Origin of the sequence: Streptomyces sp. A0592, assembly GCF_004795115.1 — a bacterium.
Classification (GTDB): Bacteria; Actinomycetota; Actinomycetes; order Streptomycetales; family Streptomycetaceae; genus Streptomyces; species Streptomyces erythrochromogenes.
Map to the genome: position 1 here is coordinate 163,056 of NZ_SSBM01000002.1, position 21,501 is coordinate 184,556.

Genomic DNA, 21,501 nt, shown 5'->3' on the forward strand with positions numbered 1-21,501 from the left:
CATGCGCCTGCACACCCTGCACCTGCAGGCGTTCGGCCCCTTCGCCGGCACCCACACCGTCGACTTCGACGCCCTGACCCGCGACGGACTGTTCCTCCTCCACGGCGACACCGGAGCCGGCAAGAGCACCCTCTTCGCCGCCATCTGCGTCGCCCTCTACGGGGAGCCGCCCACCGACCGCAAACTCCAGTTGCGCAGCGACCACGCACCCGCAGGCCTCCTCACCGAGGTGACGCTCGAAGTCACCCTCGCAGGCAAGCGGTTGCGGATCCGACGCGTTCCCGCCCAGCAGAAGCCCAAGGTCCGAGGAGGGGGAACCACCCAGCAACCGGCCGAGACCCACCTCAGCCAATGGTCCCCGGGTCCCTCGGGAGAGGGCCACTGGGAAGCGCTGAGCCGGTCCCACAGGGAAGCCGCGGACGAGATCAAGACACTGCTGGGGATGAGCCGGCAGCAGTTCTGCCAGGTCGTGCTCCTGCCGCAGAACGAGTTCACCAAATTCCTGCGCGCCAGCGCCTCCGACCGCAAGGACCTGCTCGGCAAGCTCTTCCACACCCACCGGTTCGGATCCGTCGAGAGCTGGCTGGCCGCACGGAAGAACGCCCTCGCCACACGGCGCGACGAGGCCCGTACGTCCGTCGTGCACCTGACCGAACGCATCCAACAGGAGGCGGGGAAGGAGCTCGAGCCCCATGAGGGCGCTCCTCTCGTCGCCGACCCCGCCACTCTCACCGGCCCCGCCCTCGCCTGGGCAACCGCCCTGCACGCCAAGGCCGTCGCCCGCGAGCGCGACGCGGTCACCGCCGCCGGGCTGGCAGAGGAGGAGCTGACCGCCTTCCGCGACGCCGAACGCGCCGCGCACGACCTCGCCTCCCGCCAGGACACCCACCGCCGGGCCGGCGAGCGGCTCAAGGCCCTCGACGAGCAGGCGGACCGGCAGGCCGACCTCGGCCGGCAACGACAGCAGGCCCTGCAGGGGCAGAAGGTCGCCCCCCTCCTGGAATCCGCGACCGCCGCCGCCGGCCAGTACGCCCGCGCGCAGGAGGACGAGCGCCGGGCCCGCGCCGCCCTGAGCCCCGAGCAGCGGCCCTCGACGCCGCTGCCCTCACCCGCACCGGGCAGCGCCTGCGCGCCGACGTCGGCGCCCTGCACGCACTCCTGCCCGACGAGGCCTCCCTCCAGCAGCACATGACGGACCTGCGGAAACTGGACGACGAACGCCAGGAACTCGCCCAGGACCTGAACGATGCCGAGGCCTGGCTGGACGAAGCGCCCCAGCGCCGTACGGAGCTGCGCGCACGCCTGGAAGCCGCACGCACCGCGGAGGAGGCCGGCCGCCGGCACACCACCGCACTGGACCTGCTCGCCGCCCGCGTCGACGCGGCCGAACGCCGTGACGCGCACGTCGAGCAGATCGGTGACGCCGAGCAGGCCCTCGCGGCGGCGCAGCAGGCGGCGAGCGAGGCCGCGCGGGAACACATCGACATCCGGCGCCGGCGCACGGACGGCATGGCCGCCGAACTCGCCCTCGGGCTCACCGACGGTGAACCCTGCGCGGTCTGCGGTTCACCCGTCCATCCGAACCCGGCCGCCCCGCACCCCGATCAGCCCACGGCCGCCGACGAGAAGCGGGCCGAAACCCGCGACGCGCAGGCCCAGGACACCGAGCGCAGGCTCCGGGACGGCCTGCAGCAGCTCCTCCAGCAGGCAGCGGCAGCCCGCGGCCAGGCGGGCGGGGACACCGCCCTGGCCGACCTCACCGCCGAACACACCACGCTGCGGGACCTCCTGGCAGCAGCCCTCGAATCCGCAGCCGACAGCGGACCGGCGACCGAGGAACTCGTCGCGCTGGAACGCAGGCACGCCCAGACCGACGAGGCCCGTACCGCGGCGGCCACCCGGCTCGCAGCGGCCGACGCCGCCTACGACGCGCTCGCCCAGCAGATCCAGGACCTCGACCGGAAGATCACCGGCGCCCGCGCCGACGACCCCACCCTCGCCCTGCGCATCGCCCGGCTCACCCGGACGGCCGACCTCCTCACCACCGCGGCCGAACGCTCCGGCGCCACCGCGCGCACGGCCGCCGAGCACGAGGAGTCGACGCGGACGGCGCAGCAGGCCGCCCGCTCGGCCGGCTTCGACTCCCTGGAGGCCGCCGCACGGGCACGACGCTCCGACGAGGAGATCCGCACCCTGGAACAAGAGATCGACCAGTGGCGCGAACAGCGTGCCGTGGCCGCCGCACGCCTGCAGGAACCCGGCATCGCCGCGGCGGCGGCCCTGCCGCCCGCCGACCCCGCGGAAGCCACCGGGCGACTCGACGCCGCCACGGCCCGCCACACCGGAGCGGCCGCCCGAGCCGCACACGCCGCCACGCGCGCCCGTGCCCTCGCGGACCTGCTGGCCCGGCTCACGACCCTCGTCGCGGACCTCGAACCGGCCGAACACGCCCACCGCACCGTCGACCACCTGCACGGCCTGATCAACGGCACCTCGCCCGGGAACCGGTTGCGCATGCAGCTGGAGGCCTACGTCCTGGCCGCCCGCCTCGAAGAGGTCGTCGCCGCCGCCAACACCCGCCTCACCCGGATGTCGGACCACCGCTACACCCTCGTCCACTCGGACGGCCGGGCCGCGCACGGCGCCCGCTCCGGGCTCGGCCTGAAGATCACCGATTCCTGGACGGGCAAGGAACGGGACACCGACACCCTCTCCGGCGGCGAATCCTTCTTCGCCTCCCTCTCCCTCGCCCTCGGACTGGCCGACGTCGTCACCGCCGAATCGGGCGGCCAGGCCCTCGACACCCTGTTCATCGACGAGGGCTTCGGCACCCTCGACGAGGACACCCTCCACAAGGTCCTCGACGTCCTGGACTCCCTGCGCGCGCACGACCGCACGGTCGGAGTGATCAGCCACGTCCCGGAACTCCGCCGGCGCATCACCCACCGCCTCCACATCCGCAAGACGACGACCGGCTCGACCCTCGCCCAGCTGACCGAGGCCGAGCAGTAACACCGTCCGCGCGCGGCCGAGCACCGGCCCGCGAAACGCGCCGTCCGCCGCCGCGGTGATCGCGGCGGCGGACGGAACTCACCCGTGCGGCCCAATCCGCCGGATTTCAGCGGGGCGGGCCCAATACCTCCTCGGCGCCCGGCAGGTCGTGGACGGAGACGCCCCGCCCGGTCAGCGGCAACAGCCCCGCCAGCGGGCACGACACGGGCATCTCGTGGTCGACCTCCCACTGTCCGACCTTGTTCCCGCCCGTGTGGTCCGTCGTGCAGACGGCGTACAGGTGGCCGGCGCACCCCCGGCAGAGCAGGGGCTGGTGGCCCTTCACGGTCGCCCCGCCGGGGGCGGCGGACTCGGCGTGCCGCGTCCGTCGGGCGCTTGTACCGTCGGTCGCGACAGGAGTCCTTGAGATCCCCCAGGACCCCACAGGCCGGTTCGCGCATGCGGAACACGTCCCGTCAGCGCGCCGAGCCACCCGTGTGCCGCCCGCGTCGATGCCGAGCCGGTCAGCCCCTCGCGACGCGACAGGGCGCACGCGCAGCCCCCGTGAGAGAGGCCGTGCCGATGTCGAACGATGTTCCGATAGCGAGCCTGCTGCGTGTGGAGAGGGGCGTCGCCGCCCCGGAGGAACTGGCCGCGATCGCGGTCGTCGTCGCCTGTTACGCGAACCGGACCTCCCTCGACCGTGACCGTGACAGCGGCGCGACGGGCGGCACCGGCAAGGGGGCCGGCAGCGGCTCCGGCCGCCGCCGCACCGTCCAGCCCGACGCCGGCTGCTGGGCAGGTTGCTGGACCTGCCGCTGAACCCCGTCCGCCGGCCGCGCGCACGGCCGGCGGACGGGGGGAGTGGGTGGTCACGCCCGGCGCAGCACCGTCGAGAGGACCTCGCGCAACGCCGCCGCCGGGTCGGCCGCGGCGCCTTCCGAGCGCCAGGCCACGAACCCGTCCGGGCGTACGAGCACGGCGCCGTCGGCGCCCAGCCGGTGGACCTCGGTCCAGGGGGCGCCGCCCTGCGGGACCAGGTCCGCATCCGGCCCGGAACCGATCGTGTAGGCCTCCAGCCGCACCCCCAGCTGCCCGGCCACCCGCTCCGCGGCCGCCTGCCACGGCGTACCCGCGCCGCTGAGCAGCACGAAGGAACGCTCGTACAGGTCCAGGGTGGAGAGCCGCTCACCGGCCCTGGTCAGCCACATGTGCGGGGCCCGGGTCCCGGTGTCGCCCATCGACGTCAGCGTCTCCGGGATGACGGGCCGGTTCGGGTCGCCGCCGATGAGCGCGCCCTGCGTGTAGCAGTAGGCCATCGCCGTGGTGAGGACACCGCTGCCGGGACCGCCGCCCATGGTGGGCGGAGGCACGTACCCCGGGTGGCTGTGTTCGGCCGAACGGGCCGACGCCCGCTCACTCGTGGCCCTGGCCACCGGAAGCCGCTCGGCCTCGTAGGTGTCGAGCAGCCCGATGCCCGCCGACCCGTTCAGCACCGCGGCGATCTTCCAGGCGAGGTTGTGCGCGTCCTGGATGCCCGTGTTGGAGCCGAAGGCACCGGTGGGCGACATCTCGTGGGCCGCGTCCCCGGCCAGGAACACCCGTCCGGACGAATACCGCTCGGCCACCCGTTCGGCCGCGTGCCACGGCGCCTTGCCGCCGATCTCCACGTCCAGGTCGGGTACGCCGATCGCCTCGCGGATCTGGTCCACGCACCGCTCGTCGGTGAAGTCCTCCAGGGTTTCGCCCTGGTCGGGGTGCCACGGGGCGTGGAAGACCCACTGGGTGTCGTTGTCCACGGGCAGCAGCGCCCCGTCGGCACCGGGGCGCATCAGGTAGCAGACGATGAAGCGCAGGTCGCCCAGCACCTTCACCAGCCGCTCCGAGCGGAAGGTGACGCTCACGTTGTGGAACAGCTCGCCGTTACCCGTCTGGGGGATCCGCAGCTGCTCGCGGACGGGGCTGCGCGGTCCGTCCGCCGCGATCAGGAAGTCCGCGCGCACCGTGATGTGCTCGCCCGTCGTGCGGTCCTTCACCACGGCGTTCACCCCGGTGGAGTCCTGGTCGAAGCTCATCAGCTCGTTGCCGAAGCGGATGTCGGCGCCCTGCGCCCGGCTCTGCTCGGCCAGCACCGGCTCGATGTTGTTCTGGCTGCACAGGCACCACTCCGTCGGGCTGAAACGCGCCAGCGCGCCGGACGGGTCGATGGACTTGATGAGCCAGTTGTGGTCGGAGGCGTCGGTCAGCGACCGCGCCTGCAGAATGCCCTGAATGCCCTCCAGTACGGACGCCGCCCGGCGGATCGCGCGTTCCGCCCCTGCTGTGCGGTAGAGCTCCATCGTCCGGGCGTTGATGCCACGGCCGCGCGGGTGCGCGGAGGTACCGGAGTGCTTCTCGACCAGCAGGTGCCTCACTCCGTGGCGGCTCAGGAAAAGCGAGGTGGACAGGCCCACGAGGGAGCCGCCCACGACGAGAACCGGTACGCGAACATCGGCGTTGTCTTCCATCAGCTGCGGGCTCCTGTTTTCTGTGTGGGGGAGTGGACTCTTTATGCCCCCGATCCGGGATGAGGCCCAGTTGATTCGCCGGTTGTCACCCGCTTGATCCCGACATGTAGCGGTACGCCCCTACCCGGATGACGATGAGCGACAGCGGCTCCCCCCGGGACGCGCCGGCCTGTCCTTCCCCCGGCGAGGCGGCCGCCGGCCCGGGCGGACGCCACCGGTGACGGACGAGGGGTCCGTACGCGATGGATCTCCACCCCCTCATGAAGGAGTGAGTAGATGACAACCACCCTGTCCGAACGGGTGTCGCAGTCAGCCTTCGACGGCTCCATGCTCCGGGTCGTCCTTCTGATGGATCTCCACGAGGGGACCCAGCAGCGGTTCTTCGAGGCGTACGAAAAGCTCCGCAACGACATCGCGTCGGTCCCGGGCCACATCAGCGACCAGCTGTGCCAGTCCTTCGAGAACCCCTCGCAGTGGCTCATCACGAGCGAGTGGGAGAGCGCCCCGCAGTACCTCGCATGGGTCAACAGCGAGCACCACGCCGAACAGGTACGCCCGCTCGGCGCATGCGCGCGATCCATGCGCCCGCTCAAGTTCACCGTCCTGCGCGAGACCGGCCGCGGCTACGACCAGGCGTCCCGCCCCTCCACGGCGCGCCTGCAGGCCACGCCCCGCCTCGGCGCCGGCATCGTCCGCCACGCCCTCACCTTCACGGTCAAGCCGGGCAGCGAGGAGGACGTCGCGGCCATCCTCTCCAGCTACGCCTCCCCGGCGGCCCGCGTCGACGACCACACCCGCCTGTGCCGCACCTCGCTGTTCATGCACGGCAACCGGGTGGTGCGGACGGTCGAGGTCCAGGGCGACCTGATGGCAGCCCTGCGGCACGTCTCGGAACAGCCCGAGGTGCGCGCCGTCGAGGAGGCCATCAACCCCTACCTCGAAGTGGACCGCGACCTCGGCGACCCGGAGTCGGCCCGCATGTTCTTCATGCGCGCCGCCGTCCCGGCCGTCCACCACATCGCCGCACCGGAGCCCGAGTCCGCCGAGGTGCAGCGGCACGCGATCTACTACCCGGCGAAGCCCGGCTGCGGCCAGGCACTCGCCAGGTTCCTCGCCCGGCAGGACGAGGCGGCCGCACGCCGGTCCACGAGCCCCGTTCGGAGCAGCAGCATCTTCCAGCGGGACGACATCGTCGTCCGGCTGATCGACGTGCGCGGCCCGCTGAAGGCCGACCCGGAGACCGTCTACGGCGTCTCGGGCCCCCGCAAGGCCGCGGTCCTCGACCGGCTGACGCTCGCGCCCGGCGGGCGGGCTCGCTCCGCTCACCACACCATGAACCTGATCACCGACCGCCGGGCACCCGCGCAGTCCTGATCCTCCCGGGGCCGTCCGGCCCCACCCCACCCCGATCCCCACCCCAGCCCTCACCCCGATCTCCGTCGAGGCTCTCCCCACACGCCAGGAGGCACCCACCATGACCCAACAGCGCCCACGCATCGTGGACCTGAGCGAGACGCCGCCCAACCGCCGGCGCGGTGGCGACCTGAGGGCCGTACTCACCCCGACGTCGGTGGGCTCGACCAGCGGCTTCATGGGCCTGGCCATCATGGCCCCCGGAGAGTCGATCGCCGAGCACTACCACCCGTACTCCGAGGAGTTCGTGTACGTCGTCAGCGGCCGGCTGGAGGTCGACCTCGACGGGGAACCCCACCCGCTGCGCACCGACCAGGGACTGCTCGTCCCCCTGAACACCCGCCACCGGTTCCGCAACGTCGGCGACACCGAGGCCCGCATGGTCTTCCACCTCGGCCCCCTCGCCCCGCGCCCCGAGCTGGGACACGTGGACACCGAGCAGGCGCCGAACCCGGAGGGAACCGCATGGGAGCAGCCGCCGGACCGTACAGGAGCGGTCTCGTGACCCGCCGGCGGGTCGCCGTCACCGGAGTGGGCGTCGTCGCGCCCGGCGGCATCGGCGTCCGCGACTTCTGGGACCTGCTGGCCAATGGCCGCACCGCGACGCGGGCCATCAGCCTCTTCGACCCGAAGGGATTCCGCTCCCGGATAGCCGCGGAGGTCGACTTCGACCCCGCCGCGCACGGCCTCGACGACGAGGAGGCGGCCCGCGCGGACCGGTACATCCAGTTCGCCCTGGTCGCCGCCCGCGAGGCGGTGCGCGACTCAGGACTCGACCTCACCTCCGACGAGGCCTGGCGGACCGGCGTCTCCCTCGGCACCGCAGTCGGCGGCACCACCCGTCTGGAGCACGACTACGTCGCCGTGAGCCAGTCCGGCTCCTGGTGGGACGTGGACCACAAGCTGGCAGGCCGGCACCTGCACCGGGCGTTCACGCCGGCCACCCTCGCCTCCGCCGTCGCGGAGCAGACAGGCGCACGCGGTCCCGTCCAGACCGTCTCCACCGGCTGCACCTCGGGACTCGACGCCATCGGGTACGCCGTGCACGCCATCGCGGAGGGCCGGATGGACGTGTGCATCGCCGGAGCCTCGGACTCGCCGATATCGCCGATCACCGTGGCCTGCTTCGACGCCATCAAGGCGACCTCGCCGAACAACGACGACCCGGCCCACGCCTCCCGTCCGTTCGACGCCGACCGGGACGGGTTCGTCCTCGGCGAGGGCGGCGCCGTCCTCGTCCTCGAAGAGCTGGAACACGCCCGCGCCCGCGGTGCGACCGTCTACTGCGAGATCGGCGGCTACGCCACCTTCGGCAACGCCCACCACATGACCGGGCTCACCACCGAGGGCCTGGAGATGGCCCGCGCCATCGAAACCGCCCTCGCCCAGGCCGGGATCGCCGCCGACGAGATCGACTACGTCAACGCGCACGGCTCCGGCACCAAGCAGAACGACCGCCACGAGACCGCGGCGGTCAAGAGGGTCCTGGGCGACCACGCCTACAAGACGCCGATGACCTCCATCAAGTCCATGGTGGGTCACTCCCTCGGCGCCATCGGGGCCATCGAACTCGCGGCCTGCGTCCTCGCCATGGTCCACCAGGTGGTGCCGCCGACCGCCAACTACGAGACGCCCGACCCCGAATGCGACCTGGACTACGTGCCCAAGGTCGCCCGGGAGCGGAAACTGCGCAGTGTGCTCTCCGTGGGCAGCGGCTTCGGCGGCTTCCAGTCCGCCGTGGTCATGACCCGGCCGAAGGAGGAGGTCTCGTGACCAGCCGTACGGTCATCACGGGCATCGGCGTCGTCGCGCCCAACGGCATCGGCGCCGACGCCTTCTGGAAGGCGACCCAGTCCGGCACCAGCGTCCTGGACCGCGTCACCAGGTCGGGCTGCGAGCACCTGCCGCTGCGCGTCGCGGGCGAGGTCCGGGGCTTCGACCCCGGCGCCCTGGTCGAGGACAAGTTCCTCGTCCAGACCGACCGGTTCACCCACCACGCCCTCGCCGCCGCCGACCTCGCACTGGAGGACGCCCGGCTCGGCCGGGCCGACTACGAGGGCGACCCGTTCTCCTTCGGCGTCGTCACCGCCGCCGGCTCCGGCGGCGGTGAGTTCGGCCAGCGCGAACTGCAGCACCTCTGGGAGCAGGGACCGCGCTTCGTCGGCCCGTACCAGTCGATCGCCTGGTTCTACGCCGCGAGCACCGGCCAGATCTCCATCCGCCGCGGGCTGAAGGGGCCCTGCGGGGTCGTCTGCAGCGACGAGGCGGGCGGGCTCGACGCCTTCGCGCACGCCGACCGGGCGATCCGCCAGGGCAGCCGGGCCATGCTGGTCGGAGCGACGGAGGCGCCCCTCGCGCCGTACTCCATCGTCTGCCAGCTGGAGTACGAGGGGCTGAGCACGCGGGACGACCCGGAGCGCGCCTACCGGCCGTTCACCGACCAGGCCTGCGGCTACGTCCCCGCCGAGGGCGGCGCGATGTTCGTCGTCGAGGACGCGGACGAAGCCCGCCGACGCGGCGCCACCGTACGCGCGGTACTGGCCGGGCACGCCGCGACCTTCAGCGGCACCCGCCGGCGGGACGAGGCCGGCGAGGGGCTGGCCCACGCCGTCCGCGGCGCCCTCCGGGAGGCCCGCTGCGCCCCCGAGGACATCGACGTGGTCTTCGCCGACGCCCTCGGAACCCCGGAGGCGGACGCGGCCGAAGCGGCCGCGATCCTCCACGCCCTGGGCGACCACGGGCGGAAGGTGCCGGTCACGGCACCCAAGTCCGGTACCGGACGCGCGTACTGCGCGGCTCCCGCGCTCGACACCGCGGCCGCGGTCCTGGCCCTGGAGCACGGCGTCGTCCCGCCGACCCCGAACGTCTACGACGTGTGCCACGACCTCGACGTGGTGACGGGCAGCGCCCGACCGGCGGAACTGCGCACCGCGCTCGTGCTCAGCCGCGGCCGGATGGGCTCGAACTCCGCGCTCGTCGTCCGCAAGGGATCCCCGGCGGACTCCTAGTCCGCCGGAACCGAGCGGCCCCCACAGGAAGAGAGCACACACATGTCCGACCGACTGACCGTGGAGGAACTGGCGGCCCTGATGAAGACCGCCGGCATCACCGTCGATCCCGCCGAGATGGCGAGCCGTCCGGACTCCACCTTCGACGAGTACGGCCTCGACTCGCTGGGCCTGCTCGGCATCGTCGGTGAGCTGGAGAACCGGCGCGGACGGGCCCTGCCCACCGACGCCGACCGCTGCAAGACCCCCGGGGAATTCCTCGACCTCGTCAACCACAGCCTGATGACCGGAGCCTGACATGCCAGGACACACCGAGAACGAGATCACCGTCAACGCACCCGTGGAGCTCGTGTGGGAGATGACCAACGATCTCCCCAGCTGGCCGCAGCTGTTCAGCGAGTACTCCGCGCTGGAGATCCTCGAACAGAAGGGGGACACCACCACCTTCCGCCTGACCATGCACCCCGACGAGAACGGCAAGGTGTGGAGCTGGGTCTCGGAGCGCACCGTCGACCGCCAGGGCCTCACGGTCCGCGCCCGGCGCGTGGAGACGGGCCCCTTCGCCCACATGGACATCCACTGGCAGTACTTCAAGGTGCCCGGCGGCACCCGGATGAAGTGGACCCAGGACTTCGCGATGAAGCCCGAGGCCCCCGTGGACGACGCCTGGATGACCGACAACATCAACCGCAACTCCCCGATCCAGATGGCGCTCATCCGCGACAAGATCGAGCAGCGCGAACGCGAGGGCCGCGCCCCGGCCGCCAGCCGTCTCTGAAGTGAAAGGCAAGCAGTCGGATGAACGACACGCACCGCGCCCTGATCGTCGCCCGCATGGCGCCGGGATCGGGCCCCGACATCGCCGAGCTCTTCGCGGACTCGGACGCGGGTGAACTGCCGCACCTGGTAGGGGTCACACGCCGGAGCCTCTTCCAGTTCGGCGACGTCTACATGCACTTCATCGAGGCGGACCGGCCGCCCGGCCCGGCCATCGCCAAGGTCATCGAACACCCGGAGTTCCGGATGCTGAGCGAGCGCCTCACGGCGTACGTCAGCCCGCACAACCCGGAGACCTGGCGCAGTCCGAAGGACGCCATGGCCCACGAGTTCTACCGCTGGGAGAACCCCGGCGCGAAGTGACCCGGCGGCCCGGACGGGACCCGCACACCGGCGTGTGCGGGTCCCGCCGCGCGTGCGCCCGCGGAAAGGAGCGGAGCAGCCGTGAGCAGACCGGCCGGGAGCAGGGGGCCCGCGTGCCGAGCGCCCGAGTGCAGAGCGCCCGAGTGCAGAGCAGCCGAGAGCAGAGCGTCCGAGAGCAGAGCCGCAGAGAAGCAGGAGACGGCATGAACCCGACCGACAACGACCACTTCCCCGCGGATCCGGGCCGCCCCCACGACGGCGAGCACCCGCGCAGCTCGCTGCGCGCGCTCGTGCTGTCCGGGTCCTCCCGCAGCGGCTCGGTCAACGTCCGGCTCGCGGCCCTCGTCGCCGCGATGGTGCGCGAGGCCGGGGCCGTGGCGGACCCCGTCACCCTCCGTGACTTCCCCATGCCGCCCTACGACGGCGACGCCGAGGCCGGAGAGGGGCTGCCGGAGGGCGCCCTGGCCCTGTGCCGGCGGATCGAGGCCGCGCAGGCGCTGATCATCGCCTCGCCCGAGTACAACGCCTCCGTGCCGGGCGTCCTGAAGAACGCCGTCGACTGGGTCTCGCGCTACCGGCCGCAGCCCTTCAAGGACAAGCAGACCCTGCTGGTCTCGGCCTCGCCCTCGATGGTCGGCGGCAACCGCGGCCTGTGGGCCCTGCGCGTTCCCCTCGAACACCTCGGCGCCCGCGTCTACCCCGACATGTTCAGCCTGGCCGGCGCCCACCAGGCCTTCACCGAGGACGGCGCCCTGACCGACCCGGGCCTCGGCGAGCGGCTCGGCGTGACGATCGGCTCCTTCCTCGACCTCGTCGAGGCGGACACCCGCTACCTGTGCCTGCAGCGCCGCTGGTACGAGTTCCTGGGCGACCGCACCGACGCCCCGGTGACCTCCCGCGCCCAGGACTGATCATCATCGGCCACGGGGGGTGAGCTATGTTTGGCGCGAGTGACGTGAGAAGGAGGCCCTCCGGTGTCATCGGGGCAGCAGGCACGCGCACAAGCGGCTGCGATCACGCCGAGCGGTCAGTCGGCCACGGAGGTCCGCCCTCCGGCCGACCGGCTCCTCGCGCTCTTCGACGGCCGCCGCCTGTCCCCGGGCCAGCGGCGCATCGCCCAATACCTGATCGACCACCTCACCGAGGCCGCGTTCCTGTCGATCACCGAGCTCGCCGAGCGGGTGGGCGTCAGCCAGCCCTCCGTGACCCGGTTCGCGGCCTCCCTCGGCTTCAGCGGCTACCCGGCCCTGCGCGACGTGCTCCAGCCGATCGCGCTGAGTGCGGTGGCCGGCGCCCCGGACACGCGCGAGCAGATCCGCCGCAACGAACTCCAGGCAGCCGTCGACGCGGAGATCGAGAACCTGGAGAACGTCCGCCGGCTGCTCGCCGACACCAACCAGGTGCTGGACATCGGCCGCGAGCTGGCCGCATCGGTACCGCTGACGATCCTCGGACTGCGCATCTCGGTCTCCCTGGCGGAGTACTTCGCGTACGCCGCGCGGCGCATCCACCCCGACGTGCGCCTCGTGACGCGCGGCGGCAGCGTGGCCTTCGACGCGCTGCTCCAGTCCAGGGCGGCCGGCGGGACCTGGGTGCTGGCGTTCGCCATGCCGCGGCACGCCAAGGAGACCCTGTCCGCCGTCCGGGCGGCCCGCAGTACGGGGCTGCGCGTGGTCCTGATCACCGATCCCACCCTCGGGCCCCTGGTGGACGAGGCCGACGTGGCCCTGACGGCGGCGACCGGTTCCCGCCTGGTGTTCGACTCCTACGCGGCGCCCGGGATGCTCTCGGCGGCCCTGCTGCAGGCGATGGCGGACGCGGATCCCGAGCGGACCCAGGCCCGTCTGGAGGACTACGAGCACGTGGCGGACCAGCACGGCTTCTTCCTGTAGACCTTCTTTAGGCCCTCCGCGCCGACTTCACCAGACGATATTCAGCCTTCGACGTGCATGAAATTTTTCATGCGCTTGCTTACTCGACGGTATATATGTTTACTGACGACGGCGCTCCTGATCCACCAGATGCCAAGGAGGACGACCCCACGTCCTCTCGAACGCACCGCGGTACGACGAACCTCCTCCTCACGTCGCGACCGCGGGTCGAGTCCAGGCTTTCGGATCCCGCAGAGCGCCCATGGCGGCCTCGGTCAACCCCTGGGCCGAGGCCGCCCCTCAGAACGTCTCGATCAGAGCTTCGACACCACTCGGAAGTGACGAGAATGCCCCAGACGGCCACGTTTACGCTCAGCCCGGACTGGCCCCTGCAGGTCAAGGCGCCCGGTACGCACGACTGGGAGCGCACGGCAACGCGCTGGCTGCGGGACCTCCTCCCGGCCCGCTACGGCGGCTACCTGACGCTGACCCGTCACCACGCGCTCCTCGCCCGGCACGTCCAGCTCCAGCTCCAGCACGAGATGCGCGCGGTGCGGGCGGCCCTGCAGACCAGCCGCGCCGAGCTGCCCACGATGGGCATAGCCGAGTCGGTCATCGAGAACTCGATCAGGATGTACGCCCTGGAGCTCGAGCAGCTGGGCCGCCTCGCCCGCGGTGCGCGGCTGGTCTCGGACGCGCTGCTGGTGGGCACCCCCGCCCAGCGCCGGCGCTGAACGGCGGCTCCGGAGCGGCCCTCAGGAGGTCTGCCACGAGCGCAGCCGGGCGGCGACGTCGAAGACACTGACGCGCAGCATGCGGATGTCGGTGATGAGGTCGCGCCACTGCTCGTAGGAGGCCTCGACCGCCTTCCCGGAGGCCTCGATGTAGGCGACGGCCACCCCGTAGGCGAAGTACTCGTTCGAGGTGGGCAGCGGCCGGAGCAGCACGATCGCGTCGAGCAGGGCGGCCGCGCGCCAGTAGGCGTCGGGGTGGTCCACCTCCAGGCTCGGCGTGTTGACCCGGTGCCGGGCCACGGCGGCGACCAGGGCGGAGTGGTCGGCCACCGCCACGTCCTTGAACAGCGCCTCCTGCCGCTCCAGAAGCCAGCGGTGATCGATGTGCAGTTCCACGCGTCCGAGTATCCCCGCCCCGCCCCCGCCCGCGGGGCTTTTCGGCCCCGACGGTGGGCGCGGGGGAGGATCACGCCCGTTCGGCTTCGGCTTCGGTCTCGGCGAGGGAGAGGGCCCGGCGGCCGAGCATCTCCGTCAGCACACGCCGCTGGCGCTGCGTCAAGGGCGTCAGGAAGACCGCCGCGTCGGCCGCGGTCCGTTCACACAGGTCGGCCGCCTCACGCACCTTCCCGTACCGCAGCAGGGTCCGTGACGAGAACGGCCGGGACATCTTCGCGACCCCGCCGTCCGAGACCCCCCGCCGCTGTACGATCCGCCCCACGACCCGCGCGCCCCGGGCCGTCAGAGCCGAGGCCGCCGCGTCCATCAGGGCCGCGAAGTCCTTCTGCTTGACCGAGAAGAATCCGACGACCACCACGTCGGCGCCCGCGATCACCAGGGCCGTCGGCCCCGACGGCGCGGGCGGCGGCCGCTTCGCCCCTCGGCCGGGCAGCCGGTCGCGCCTGCGGTCCCGCCGCCACGCCCGCCCCACCCGCCTCGCCCGCACCGCCTCAGAGTAGACAACCGCCACCTGCGGCGACACGTGTTTCTTGCGCACCGCGCGGTCGACCGCGAGATCAGACCGCGCAGAGGTGTTCCGCCGCGGGACTTTGCCTCCTACGGTCTGTGCAGCACAGTTCCGGGACCAGGAGGCAGCGTGAAGCGCGAGATCGGCATGGACATCGACCAACTGGTGACGGCGATGCGGGCGGTCGACGAGGCGGGGAGGCTCTTCGAGGAGGCGCTCGCGGCGTACGAGTCGCGCGGCCTGAAGCGCACCAGCGACGACTTCAAAGTGGCGGGCGGCTCGGTGCAGACGCTCCAGGGCGCCGAGGAGATGGCCCTGGGCACCCGGAAGTTCCTCGCCGAGCTCGCGCTGATCCTCGGCTACGCGACGGCGGGGATAGAGGACCGCGTGGCCGCCCGGCCGGCGGTCGCCCGGGCCGGCTTCACCGGCATCAGCGGTGGCGGCGCCCGGATGGCGCGCCCGCTGCTGGAACCGACCCTGCGGGGCCTGCGCCTCCTCCTCGGCGTCGACTTCTTCGAGCCCGCCTTCAAGGCCGAGATCGAGGAGGTCCTCCGAGCCGAGAAGGCGACCTACCCCGACCCCGCCACGTTCCGCATCCGCGCCTCGGCCGACGCCGCCGCCTCCGTCGGCCGAACGCGCTGAGCCCCGGGATGCCGGACCGGTCCGGCCCGGCGAGGCTGGGAGGTATGCACCATGCGCCCGTCGTCGTACACCGGATCTTCCCGTCGGGAGGCCGACAGGTCACCCTGCGGACCGCCAACCGGGAGGAGCCCCTCGGCCTCGCCCGCTCGGACGCGGACCTCATCGAGTTCCTGCGGCGGGCGGGCATGCCCGACCCCGACGACGTCGTCCTCGGCAGCACCGAACTGGTGGAGTGGGAGTCGGACACCCCGCACGTCTACGAGGCGGACCCGCCGACCGAAGACCTGCCCTGACCCGGTCGCCCCGGGACGCCCCGTGCCTACACTCCCGGCGGGAAGCGGACACGATCATCAGGAGGGGGAGCAGTGGGCGAGCGCCGGTGGAGCCTGGAGGAGCACATCGTGGTGGACGCCGCCCCCGCGGACGTCCACCGTACGGTCGCCGACCTGCGGAACATGGGCCGCTGGAGCCCCGAGTGCCGGCGGGTGTGGGTACGGCGCCCACCCGCCCGCCCCGGCAGCCGGTTCGTGGGGCTCAATCGGCGAGGCGCCTTCATCTGGTTCACGGTGGGCCGGATCACGGCCCTGCGCGCCCCCGTGGCACCGGACGGACCCGGTGAATTCACCTTCGAGGTCGGCGTCTTCGGGCTGCCCATCGCCCGGTGGGGCTACCGCTGCGAGCCGGAGGGCGCCGGTACCCGTGTCACGGAGACCTGGCAGGACCTTCGCACCGGCCCCGGCTCCCGGCTGACCGAGCTGCTCGGCACGGTCTTCGCGGGCACCTCCCCGGCACGCCGCACCGAGGTCAACCGGGCCGGCATGCGCACGACCCTCGCGCGCATCGCGGCGGGCTGGGACCCCGGCGCCCCCTGAGACGGCCCCCAGGACGCGCCGCGGGCCACGCATGTCGCGGCCATCGGCACCGGCGGCGGCCGGGAGCGTCTGTCAGAGGGAGGACGCCGCTTCGGGAGCCTCCTGGCCGGTACGGCGGCGGCCGGTCACGACCAGGTCGCCTCCGGCGGTCCGGTGCGCGACGGCGCCGGTTCGGAAGAAGCCGTCCCCGGTGAACGAGCGCGCGTCGGGCCCGGGCGCCCGGTAGTAGCCGCGCACGGTGTACGGGCCGCGGGCGAGGAGCTCACCGGACTCCCCGTCGGGCACGTCCTCGCCGTCGGCGCCGACGATGCGGATCTCGTCGTCGGGGGAGAGCGGCCGGCCCTGGGCGCAGAGCACGGACTCGCCCGGGTCCGCGGGCCGGGTGAGGACGAGCGGGCCCTCGGCCGGGCCGAAGACCTGCTGGACGGGGCAGCCAAGCCGTGCTCGTCCGGCAGCGGGTGGTTCCACGCGGCAACGTCCGGCGCAGCCAATCCGGCGGCCTTCTTCGCCACCCACTGGTCCGCGCGGAACGCAGATCGATCCGGAAGGGCGGACGACATTGCTTCCGGCTGCTGAGCCGTGGTGTCGCACTGACGCTTGCTGCCGATCGACGCCGACGCGTGTGACGAATTCCCAGGTCAGCCTTGCGCGGACCGACACAGGTTCGCGAGTTCCAGGGACCTCGACATCGCTTCCCGGTCCGCCGGCACGTACTCTTCCGCGGCGGCGGACGCGTCCAGTACCTCCCGGGTCTCCGAGGCCGTGAGGCTGCGCGCCTCGGCTGCGGCCAGGAGGCTGTCCGCCCGCCCTCGGGGCAGGCCGCGTTCCGAGGCGATCAGCTCTTGCAGCGCTTCCTCGCGCACAGCGAAACGGCTCATTCCGCAGTCGAGGCCATCGTCGTCCAGATCGTTCGGGTAGGGCGCGCGGGCCCAGGCGCCGTTCTCGTACCAGTACACGCAGCCCAGCTCCCAGCTCTCCGACAGCTCCCGCAGGCGCTCGTACGGCAGCCAGTCCGGGGCCTGCGCCAGCATGTCGATCTCGGGTTCGTGCCATTTCACGGCGCTGGACTCGTCCCAGCCGTACAGCAGGTAGCGGCCCTCTCCCACCTGCTGGAACGTCCACCAGGTACAGCCGCGGTCGTCGAGGTGCAGACCCTCGCTGTCGATCCACGTGCCGCCGCGGCGGACGCTCCGGGCCTCCGCCTCCGCCGTGGCCTCCAGCACGGCAACCAGGGCCCAGCGCGCCCACAGCACTTCGGCCGCCGGCAGGTCCTCCGGCCGGCCGGGCCTGTCGATCGCCATTCCGTCCCCCCAGTCCGTCGAGTCCTCGTACGGCGTCGTCCCGCGTGATCGCCTAACCGTGATCGTAGAACAGCGCCTGGGCGGAATCGGAGCGGGTGGGGGCGGCGGACGGAGGGAAGAGGGGTCCTCCCGCGAGCGTCGCGTTGGAGTACCTCCGGTCGCCGGTGATGTCCTTGCCCGCCCACGGCGGCACCGGAGGAGGGGAGGCCGGGTCGCCCGTCCACTCGATCTCGGCCACGGTCAGACCCGCGTGTGTGCCCACGTACTCGTCGACGATCCAGTTGTCCGGGAGGGAGTGGCGCTGCTTCACGAGTACGCGGTCGCCGCAGAGGGAGAGGAGTTCCAAAGCGTCCTCGACCGGGACGGGGTACTCGTACTCGGCGCGGGTCGGGCCGGAGCGGCGGCCCTTGACGGTGAGGAAGGCCGAGGTGTCGCCGACCGCCCGGACCCGGACCTCGCGCTCGGGGTCGGGGGACAGGTAGCCCTGGCGCAGGGTGTGGGTCGTTTGGATCAGGGAGCGCCAGCGTGGGTCGTCTGCGAGGACGAGATACTTGCGCTCGGTTTCGGTGGGCATGTCCGAACCTCCGTCAGGTGGTACCGAGCATCAGCGCGATGCCCGCGACCATGAGGGTCGCGGCGGCGATGCGGGGGGCGCCGAAACGCTCCTTGAAGAAGAAGGCGGCGATCGCGGCTCCCGCGATCACGCTGAACTCGCGGAGCACGGCGACGGGTGCGAGCGGTGCCCGGGTCTGCGCCCAGAGCACCAGGCCGTACGAGAGGACCGAGAGAGCGCCCCCGACGAGGCCGGGAACGAGCACGGGGCGCAGTCTCGGCATGAGGGCGCGGCGCTGGGTGGCCGCCGCGTACGCGGGGATGGCGAGGCCGTCGAGGATCATCAGCCAGGCGATGTAGCCGAGGGCCGCGCCGGCTTCGCGCACGCCGACGCCGTCCACGACCGTGTACACGGCGATCATCACGCCGGTGGCCGCGGCCATCGCCACGGCGGGACCGCTGGGCTGGCTCGTCCGGTCACGGATGCCCCAGAGCGCGAGGCCGACGATGCCGAGGATGACGACCGCCACGCCCGCCGCGTTCGCGCCTCCCAGGTGCTCGCCCAGCACGAAGACGGCGAACAGGGTGACAAGCAGGGGAGCCACGCCCCGGGCGATCGGGTAGACCTGCCCGAAGTCGCCCAGCCGGAACGAGCGCATCAGCGCGACCTGGTAGCCGATGTGCAGCAGGATCGAGGCGATCAGGTACGGCCAGACGGCGGGGGCGGGGAGCGGGGCGAGGCACGCCAGGACGGCGCCGGACAGGGTGCGTCCGGCGCCGACCAGGCTGAGACAGGCCAGCTCGTCCTTGATGCGGTGGGTGATGGCGTTCCAGCTGGCGTGGGTGACCGCCGCGAACAGCACCACCCCGACGACGAGAGGCGTCACGGGTGCACCGGGCCGCTGCCCGTGTCCGGGCGGCCTCCGGCCGAGGCCAGCTCCGCGAGAACCTCCTTGCGGACGGACGGGTCGAGCATGTCGACGTTCGCCCGGTAGCAGCGGGCGCCCTCGACGAGGGCCGTGAGCTGCTCGCGCATGGCGGCCAGGGAGGCGGTGAACGCGCCGAGGTCGCCGTCGTGGTGCGCCAGCAGGTCGTCCTTCAGGCCGTAGTTGACCACTCCGTCCGCGAACAGGGCCAGGAACAGGCCCGCTTGCTCGGCGGTGATCCGCTCGAACGCCCGGGGGCGGTCGGGGGAGTAGTCGGTGATGACGATGGTGCGGACCCGCCCGTGGTCCCTGGGCGTGCCGGGGAAGAGGAGTTCGGGCGCGGCCACGAAGTCGCCGCTCTCCAGATGGGGGGTGAGCCCGTGCCCTTCGATCAGCTCGTCGAACTGCGGGGACCGCCGGACCCGTACGGCGGAGGGCACGGCGTGCGCCTCCCCGTCGCGCACCAGGACGTGGGTGTTGGTGAGGAACCGTGCCCCGTCCAGGCAGGCCTGGCTGAGGAAGACGGTCTTGCCTCCCGCGTTGGGACCGACGAGAAGGGTGGCGCTGCCGTCCTCGAAGGTGAAGCCCCCCGCCTTCAGGTGCAGGTACCCGTGGTCCACGGCAAAGTCGGTGAGGATCCGCTTGACGAAGTACGGCCAGATCGTACGCTCCAGGCGGCGGCCGAAGACGTACGAGCGCCGTCCTTCGGTGACCAGGTACGCCGGCTCCCCGAAGATGTGGTTGAGGTAGTAGCCGGAACGGAAGCGCTTGGCACGCAGGGTGCCGTCGCTCAGCGCGCCCAGCACCTCCGGGTCGTACCGGTCCCGATCCAGGTCGATGCAGACGATCTCGTGGTCCGGCTCCCGTCCGGCGGGCGCGTCCCGGGAGAAGTACGCGTAGCCGTCGAACTCCTCCAGGTTGGTGAGGATGCGTATCGTCAGCAGATTGAGGTCGACGTGGCGCGAGGAGCGTACCGGCAGCGTGCCCAGGCCGGCCGGGCCGGCGACCCCGGCGCCGCCGGTCGCCGTGGCGGTCACCGCGTCACCAGGGTGGCGACGGCGTCGCTGATGCGGCGCACGGAGGAGAAGGTCTCGCGGGTGAGCAGCTCGTCGGGGAACTCGATGTCGAACTCGTCCTCCAGCGACACCATCAGACTGACGCTCAGGAGCGAGTCGAGGCCCGCATTCCACAGATCGGTGTCGGGGCCGACGAGGGAGGCGTCGACGGAGCCGCCCAGGACCGAGAACAGGACCTTCCGGACCCGCTCCGCCGGCCCGGACGTGGTCACGGCGGTGTCTTCCATGGTGCGCATGCTCCTATCCGGGGGGTATCAGGCGGCCGCAGCGGCACGGAACCGCTCGACCAGCTGCTGCGGGGTCCACTCGACGCGCTTGCCGGCGTGCGCGCCGCGGGGGGCACAGGTGATGTGGAGCAGGGAGGTGACCCCCGGCTCGGGCCGGACCGCGGCGAGTTCCTCGGCCGAGGCGACGGTGTGCGCGGCGGAGTACCCGGCGGCGAGCGCCATGCCCGCGGGGTCGGCGATACGGACCGGGCGCTGGCCGCCGGTGCTCTCGTGAAGGCCGTTGTCGAGAACGACGTGCACCAGGTCGGGGGAGTGCTCGGCGATCATCGGCAGCGCGCCGGGGTTCATCGCGAAGGAGCCGTCGCCGTCGAGGACGACGACGTGGCGGTGCGGCTGGGCCAGCGCCACGCCGAGGCCGACGGGGGCGGCCATGCCCATGGATCCGACCAAGTAGAAGTTCTCGGGCCGGTCGACGGTGTTGTAGAGGTCGCGGGTGATGAACCCGCAGGTGGAGACGTAGAGAGAAGTGGGGAACTTCTCGGTGACCGCACGGATCGCTTCCTGGATGCCGAACACGTTCAGATGCCTTCCTTGACGATGAGGACTGGGGTGGAGCGGCCGTCCTCGGCCGCGGCGAGGCAGCGTTCGACGGAGGCGTAGGCGTCATTCGGGTCGAAGACGGTGTGGCGCAGGCCGAACACGTCCAGCAGGTTGAGCAGTTCGCGGCCGATGATGTCGTGCTCGACCGCATCGTTGCCGTCGTGGCCGCGCCAACTGACGATCAGCGGCACGTGCAGGTCGTAGATGAGGTTGAGCGAGGTGAGCACGTTCAGTGAATAGCCCAGGCCCGAGTTCTGCATGAGGACGACCGGCTTGGCGCCGGCAGCCGAGAGGCCGGAGGCGACGCCGAGCGCCGAGTCCTCGCGGGGCGCGGGCAGGTAGGAGACCCCCTCGGCGGGACCGGTCCCCGACTCCAGCACCCGGAAGACGCCCTTGAGGAGCGAGCAGGGGACACCGCTGAAGTGGGTGAACCCGTGGTCCGCAAAGGCTTGGACGAGGGTCTCCGCCGCGTTCTCGCCGCCCGGGGCGGCGGGTCGTGCTGCGGTGAGGCTCTGGACATGTGTCATGGGAAGGGGAACTCTTCTCCGCGAGTGTGGGTGTCACGCGGCCGACGGTGCGCGGCGCGGGAGGCTGGGCGGGGCGGGAGGCCGGGCGGGGCGGCTCGATCCGGACCCGTGCGACCCGCCCGGGCGCCGGACGGGCGCCGGGACGGGTCG

27 protein-coding genes and 1 pseudogene are annotated in these 21,501 nt (G+C 72.3%); 16 read left to right on the forward strand and 12 right to left on the reverse strand.

Translation table 11 applies throughout. The features are described 5' to 3' along the window. Window position 1 precedes the first annotated feature (1 nt). Window positions 2-1,192, forward strand: a complete 1,191-nt coding sequence (locus tag E6U81_RS40815; RefSeq protein ID WP_240803612.1) for an SMC family ATPase — start codon at window positions 2-4, stop codon at window positions 1,190-1,192. After that, window positions 1,189-3,012 (forward strand): SbcC/MukB-like Walker B domain-containing protein, encoded by a 1,824-nt coding sequence (locus E6U81_RS40820; RefSeq protein ID WP_240803613.1) that lies wholly within the window; start codon window positions 1,189-1,191, stop codon window positions 3,010-3,012. Before E6U81_RS40815 ends, E6U81_RS40820 begins: the two co-directional genes overlap by 4 nt. A 106-nt stretch (window positions 3,013-3,118) precedes the next feature. Here the strand turns inward: E6U81_RS40820 and E6U81_RS03890 are convergent, their stop codons facing one another. Continuing rightward, window positions 3,119-3,337, reverse strand: coding sequence for a hypothetical protein (locus tag E6U81_RS03890; protein ID WP_030818030.1), 219 nt, complete (start codon window positions 3,335-3,337; stop codon window positions 3,119-3,121). A gap of 236 nt (window positions 3,338-3,573) precedes the next feature. On the opposite strand from E6U81_RS03890, the gene E6U81_RS03895 reads away from it, so the two are divergent. Further along, a complete protein-coding gene (locus E6U81_RS03895; RefSeq protein WP_136228650.1) occupies window positions 3,574-3,813 on the forward strand; it encodes an acyl-CoA carboxylase epsilon subunit in 240 nt (79 codons plus the stop codon). A 50-nt stretch (window positions 3,814-3,863) separates the two neighbouring features. On the opposite strand, the gene E6U81_RS03900 is transcribed toward E6U81_RS03895, so the two are convergent. Beyond that, entirely contained in the window at window positions 3,864-5,498 is a 1,635-nt protein-coding gene (locus E6U81_RS03900) for an FAD-dependent monooxygenase (protein WP_136228651.1), read from the reverse strand. A 276-nt stretch (window positions 5,499-5,774) separates the two neighbouring features. Between E6U81_RS03900 and E6U81_RS03905 the strand changes: the two genes are divergently transcribed. The 10 genes from E6U81_RS03905 (at window position 5,775) to E6U81_RS03950 (ending at window position 13,664) form a co-directional block, all read left to right on the forward strand. Continuing rightward, a complete protein-coding gene (locus E6U81_RS03905) occupies window positions 5,775-6,872 on the forward strand; it encodes a SchA/CurD-like domain-containing protein (RefSeq protein WP_136228652.1) in 1,098 nt (365 codons plus the stop codon). A 100-nt stretch (window positions 6,873-6,972) separates the two neighbouring features. Further along, the gene (locus E6U81_RS03910) at window positions 6,973-7,416 is read left to right on the forward strand and encodes a cupin domain-containing protein (RefSeq protein WP_030965476.1); all 444 of its coding nucleotides are present in this window, start codon (window positions 6,973-6,975) and stop codon (window positions 7,414-7,416) included. Next, window positions 7,377-8,684 (forward strand): beta-ketoacyl-[acyl-carrier-protein] synthase family protein, encoded by a 1,308-nt coding sequence (locus E6U81_RS03915; protein WP_136228653.1) that lies wholly within the window; start codon window positions 7,377-7,379, stop codon window positions 8,682-8,684. Before E6U81_RS03910 ends, E6U81_RS03915 begins: the two co-directional genes overlap by 40 nt. Continuing rightward, a complete protein-coding gene (locus E6U81_RS03920; RefSeq protein ID WP_136228654.1) occupies window positions 8,681-9,919 on the forward strand; it encodes a beta-ketoacyl synthase N-terminal-like domain-containing protein in 1,239 nt (412 codons plus the stop codon). The genes E6U81_RS03915 and E6U81_RS03920 overlap by 4 nt, the downstream gene beginning before the upstream one ends. Window positions 9,920-9,961: 42 nt before the next feature. Then, window positions 9,962-10,216, forward strand: a complete 255-nt coding sequence (locus E6U81_RS03925) for an acyl carrier protein (RefSeq protein ID WP_136228655.1) — start codon at window positions 9,962-9,964, stop codon at window positions 10,214-10,216. 1 nt (window position 10,217) lies between these two features. Then, window positions 10,218-10,697, forward strand: coding sequence for an SRPBCC family protein (locus E6U81_RS03930; protein ID WP_136228656.1), 480 nt, complete (start codon window positions 10,218-10,220; stop codon window positions 10,695-10,697). Between the two features lie 20 nt (window positions 10,698-10,717). Then, window positions 10,718-11,059, forward strand: a complete 342-nt coding sequence (locus E6U81_RS03935; protein ID WP_136228657.1) for a TcmI family type II polyketide cyclase — start codon at window positions 10,718-10,720, stop codon at window positions 11,057-11,059. Between the two features lie 278 nt (window positions 11,060-11,337). Continuing rightward, window positions 11,338-11,970, forward strand: coding sequence for an NAD(P)H-dependent oxidoreductase (locus E6U81_RS03940; protein ID WP_136228915.1), 633 nt, complete (start codon window positions 11,338-11,340; stop codon window positions 11,968-11,970). Between the two features lie 63 nt (window positions 11,971-12,033). Further along, window positions 12,034-12,951: a MurR/RpiR family transcriptional regulator gene (locus E6U81_RS03945; RefSeq protein WP_031157543.1), complete on the forward strand. Its 918-nt coding sequence runs from the start codon at window positions 12,034-12,036 to the stop codon at window positions 12,949-12,951. 326 nt (window positions 12,952-13,277) lie between these two features. After that, window positions 13,278-13,664, forward strand: coding sequence for a hypothetical protein (locus E6U81_RS03950; protein WP_030848295.1), 387 nt, complete (start codon window positions 13,278-13,280; stop codon window positions 13,662-13,664). Window positions 13,665-13,685: 21 nt separating this feature from the next. Here E6U81_RS03950 and E6U81_RS03955 read toward each other — a convergent pair whose 3' ends face one another. Next, the gene (locus E6U81_RS03955; RefSeq protein WP_136228658.1) at window positions 13,686-14,060 is read right to left on the reverse strand and encodes a toxin Doc; all 375 of its coding nucleotides are present in this window, start codon (window positions 14,058-14,060) and stop codon (window positions 13,686-13,688) included. A gap of 70 nt (window positions 14,061-14,130) precedes the next feature. Beyond that, window positions 14,131-14,607 carry a hypothetical protein gene (locus E6U81_RS03960; protein ID WP_240803614.1) on the reverse strand — a complete coding sequence of 159 codons (477 nt, stop codon included), beginning with the start codon at window positions 14,605-14,607 and terminating at the stop codon, window positions 14,131-14,133. A 150-nt stretch (window positions 14,608-14,757) separates the two neighbouring features. Here E6U81_RS03960 and E6U81_RS03965 point away from each other — a divergent pair, with 150 nt between their 5' ends. The 3 genes from E6U81_RS03965 (at window position 14,758) to E6U81_RS03975 (ending at window position 16,142) form a co-directional block, all read left to right on the forward strand. Continuing rightward, window positions 14,758-15,270 carry a hypothetical protein gene (locus tag E6U81_RS03965; RefSeq protein ID WP_136228659.1) on the forward strand — a complete coding sequence of 171 codons (513 nt, stop codon included), beginning with the start codon at window positions 14,758-14,760 and terminating at the stop codon, window positions 15,268-15,270. 44 nt (window positions 15,271-15,314) lie between these two features. Next, window positions 15,315-15,563 carry a hypothetical protein gene (locus E6U81_RS03970; protein WP_030818001.1) on the forward strand — a complete coding sequence of 83 codons (249 nt, stop codon included), beginning with the start codon at window positions 15,315-15,317 and terminating at the stop codon, window positions 15,561-15,563. 72 nt (window positions 15,564-15,635) lie between these two features. Then, window positions 15,636-16,142, forward strand: coding sequence for an SRPBCC family protein (locus E6U81_RS03975; RefSeq protein WP_136228660.1), 507 nt, complete (start codon window positions 15,636-15,638; stop codon window positions 16,140-16,142). 72 nt (window positions 16,143-16,214) lie between these two features. Here the strand turns inward: E6U81_RS03975 and E6U81_RS40825 are convergent. From E6U81_RS40825 to E6U81_RS04015, 8 genes and pseudogenes are all read right to left on the reverse strand, one after another. Next, a pseudogene (locus tag E6U81_RS40825) lies at window positions 16,215-16,613 on the reverse strand (AMP-binding protein); the annotation flags it as partial. Between the two features lie 167 nt (window positions 16,614-16,780). After that, window positions 16,781-17,443: a hypothetical protein gene (locus E6U81_RS03985; RefSeq protein ID WP_136228662.1), complete on the reverse strand. Its 663-nt coding sequence runs from the start codon at window positions 17,441-17,443 to the stop codon at window positions 16,781-16,783. A 52-nt stretch (window positions 17,444-17,495) separates the two neighbouring features. Next, window positions 17,496-18,017 (reverse strand): CYTH domain-containing protein, encoded by a 522-nt coding sequence (locus tag E6U81_RS03990; protein ID WP_206309832.1) that lies wholly within the window; start codon window positions 18,015-18,017, stop codon window positions 17,496-17,498. 13 nt (window positions 18,018-18,030) lie between these two features. Continuing rightward, complete coding sequence (locus E6U81_RS03995; RefSeq protein ID WP_136228663.1) at window positions 18,031-18,882, reverse strand: DMT family transporter; 852 nt, start codon at window positions 18,880-18,882, stop codon at window positions 18,031-18,033. Further along, on the reverse strand, window positions 18,879-19,910 hold the full coding sequence (locus E6U81_RS04000; RefSeq protein WP_136228917.1) for a FomB family phosphonate monophosphate kinase: 1,032 nt from the start codon (window positions 19,908-19,910) through the stop codon (window positions 18,879-18,881). The genes E6U81_RS03995 and E6U81_RS04000 overlap by 4 nt, the downstream gene beginning before the upstream one ends. A 44-nt stretch (window positions 19,911-19,954) precedes the next feature. After that, a complete protein-coding gene (locus E6U81_RS04005) occupies window positions 19,955-20,224 on the reverse strand; it encodes an acyl carrier protein (protein WP_136228664.1) in 270 nt (89 codons plus the stop codon). Window positions 20,225-20,251: 27 nt separating this feature from the next. Next, on the reverse strand, window positions 20,252-20,800 hold the full coding sequence (locus E6U81_RS04010; protein ID WP_206309833.1) for a thiamine pyrophosphate-dependent enzyme: 549 nt from the start codon (window positions 20,798-20,800) through the stop codon (window positions 20,252-20,254). A 2-nt stretch (window positions 20,801-20,802) separates the two neighbouring features. Then, window positions 20,803-21,351 carry a thiamine pyrophosphate-binding protein gene (locus E6U81_RS04015; RefSeq protein ID WP_136228665.1) on the reverse strand — a complete coding sequence of 183 codons (549 nt, stop codon included), beginning with the start codon at window positions 21,349-21,351 and terminating at the stop codon, window positions 20,803-20,805. Window positions 21,352-21,501 lie beyond the last annotated feature (150 nt).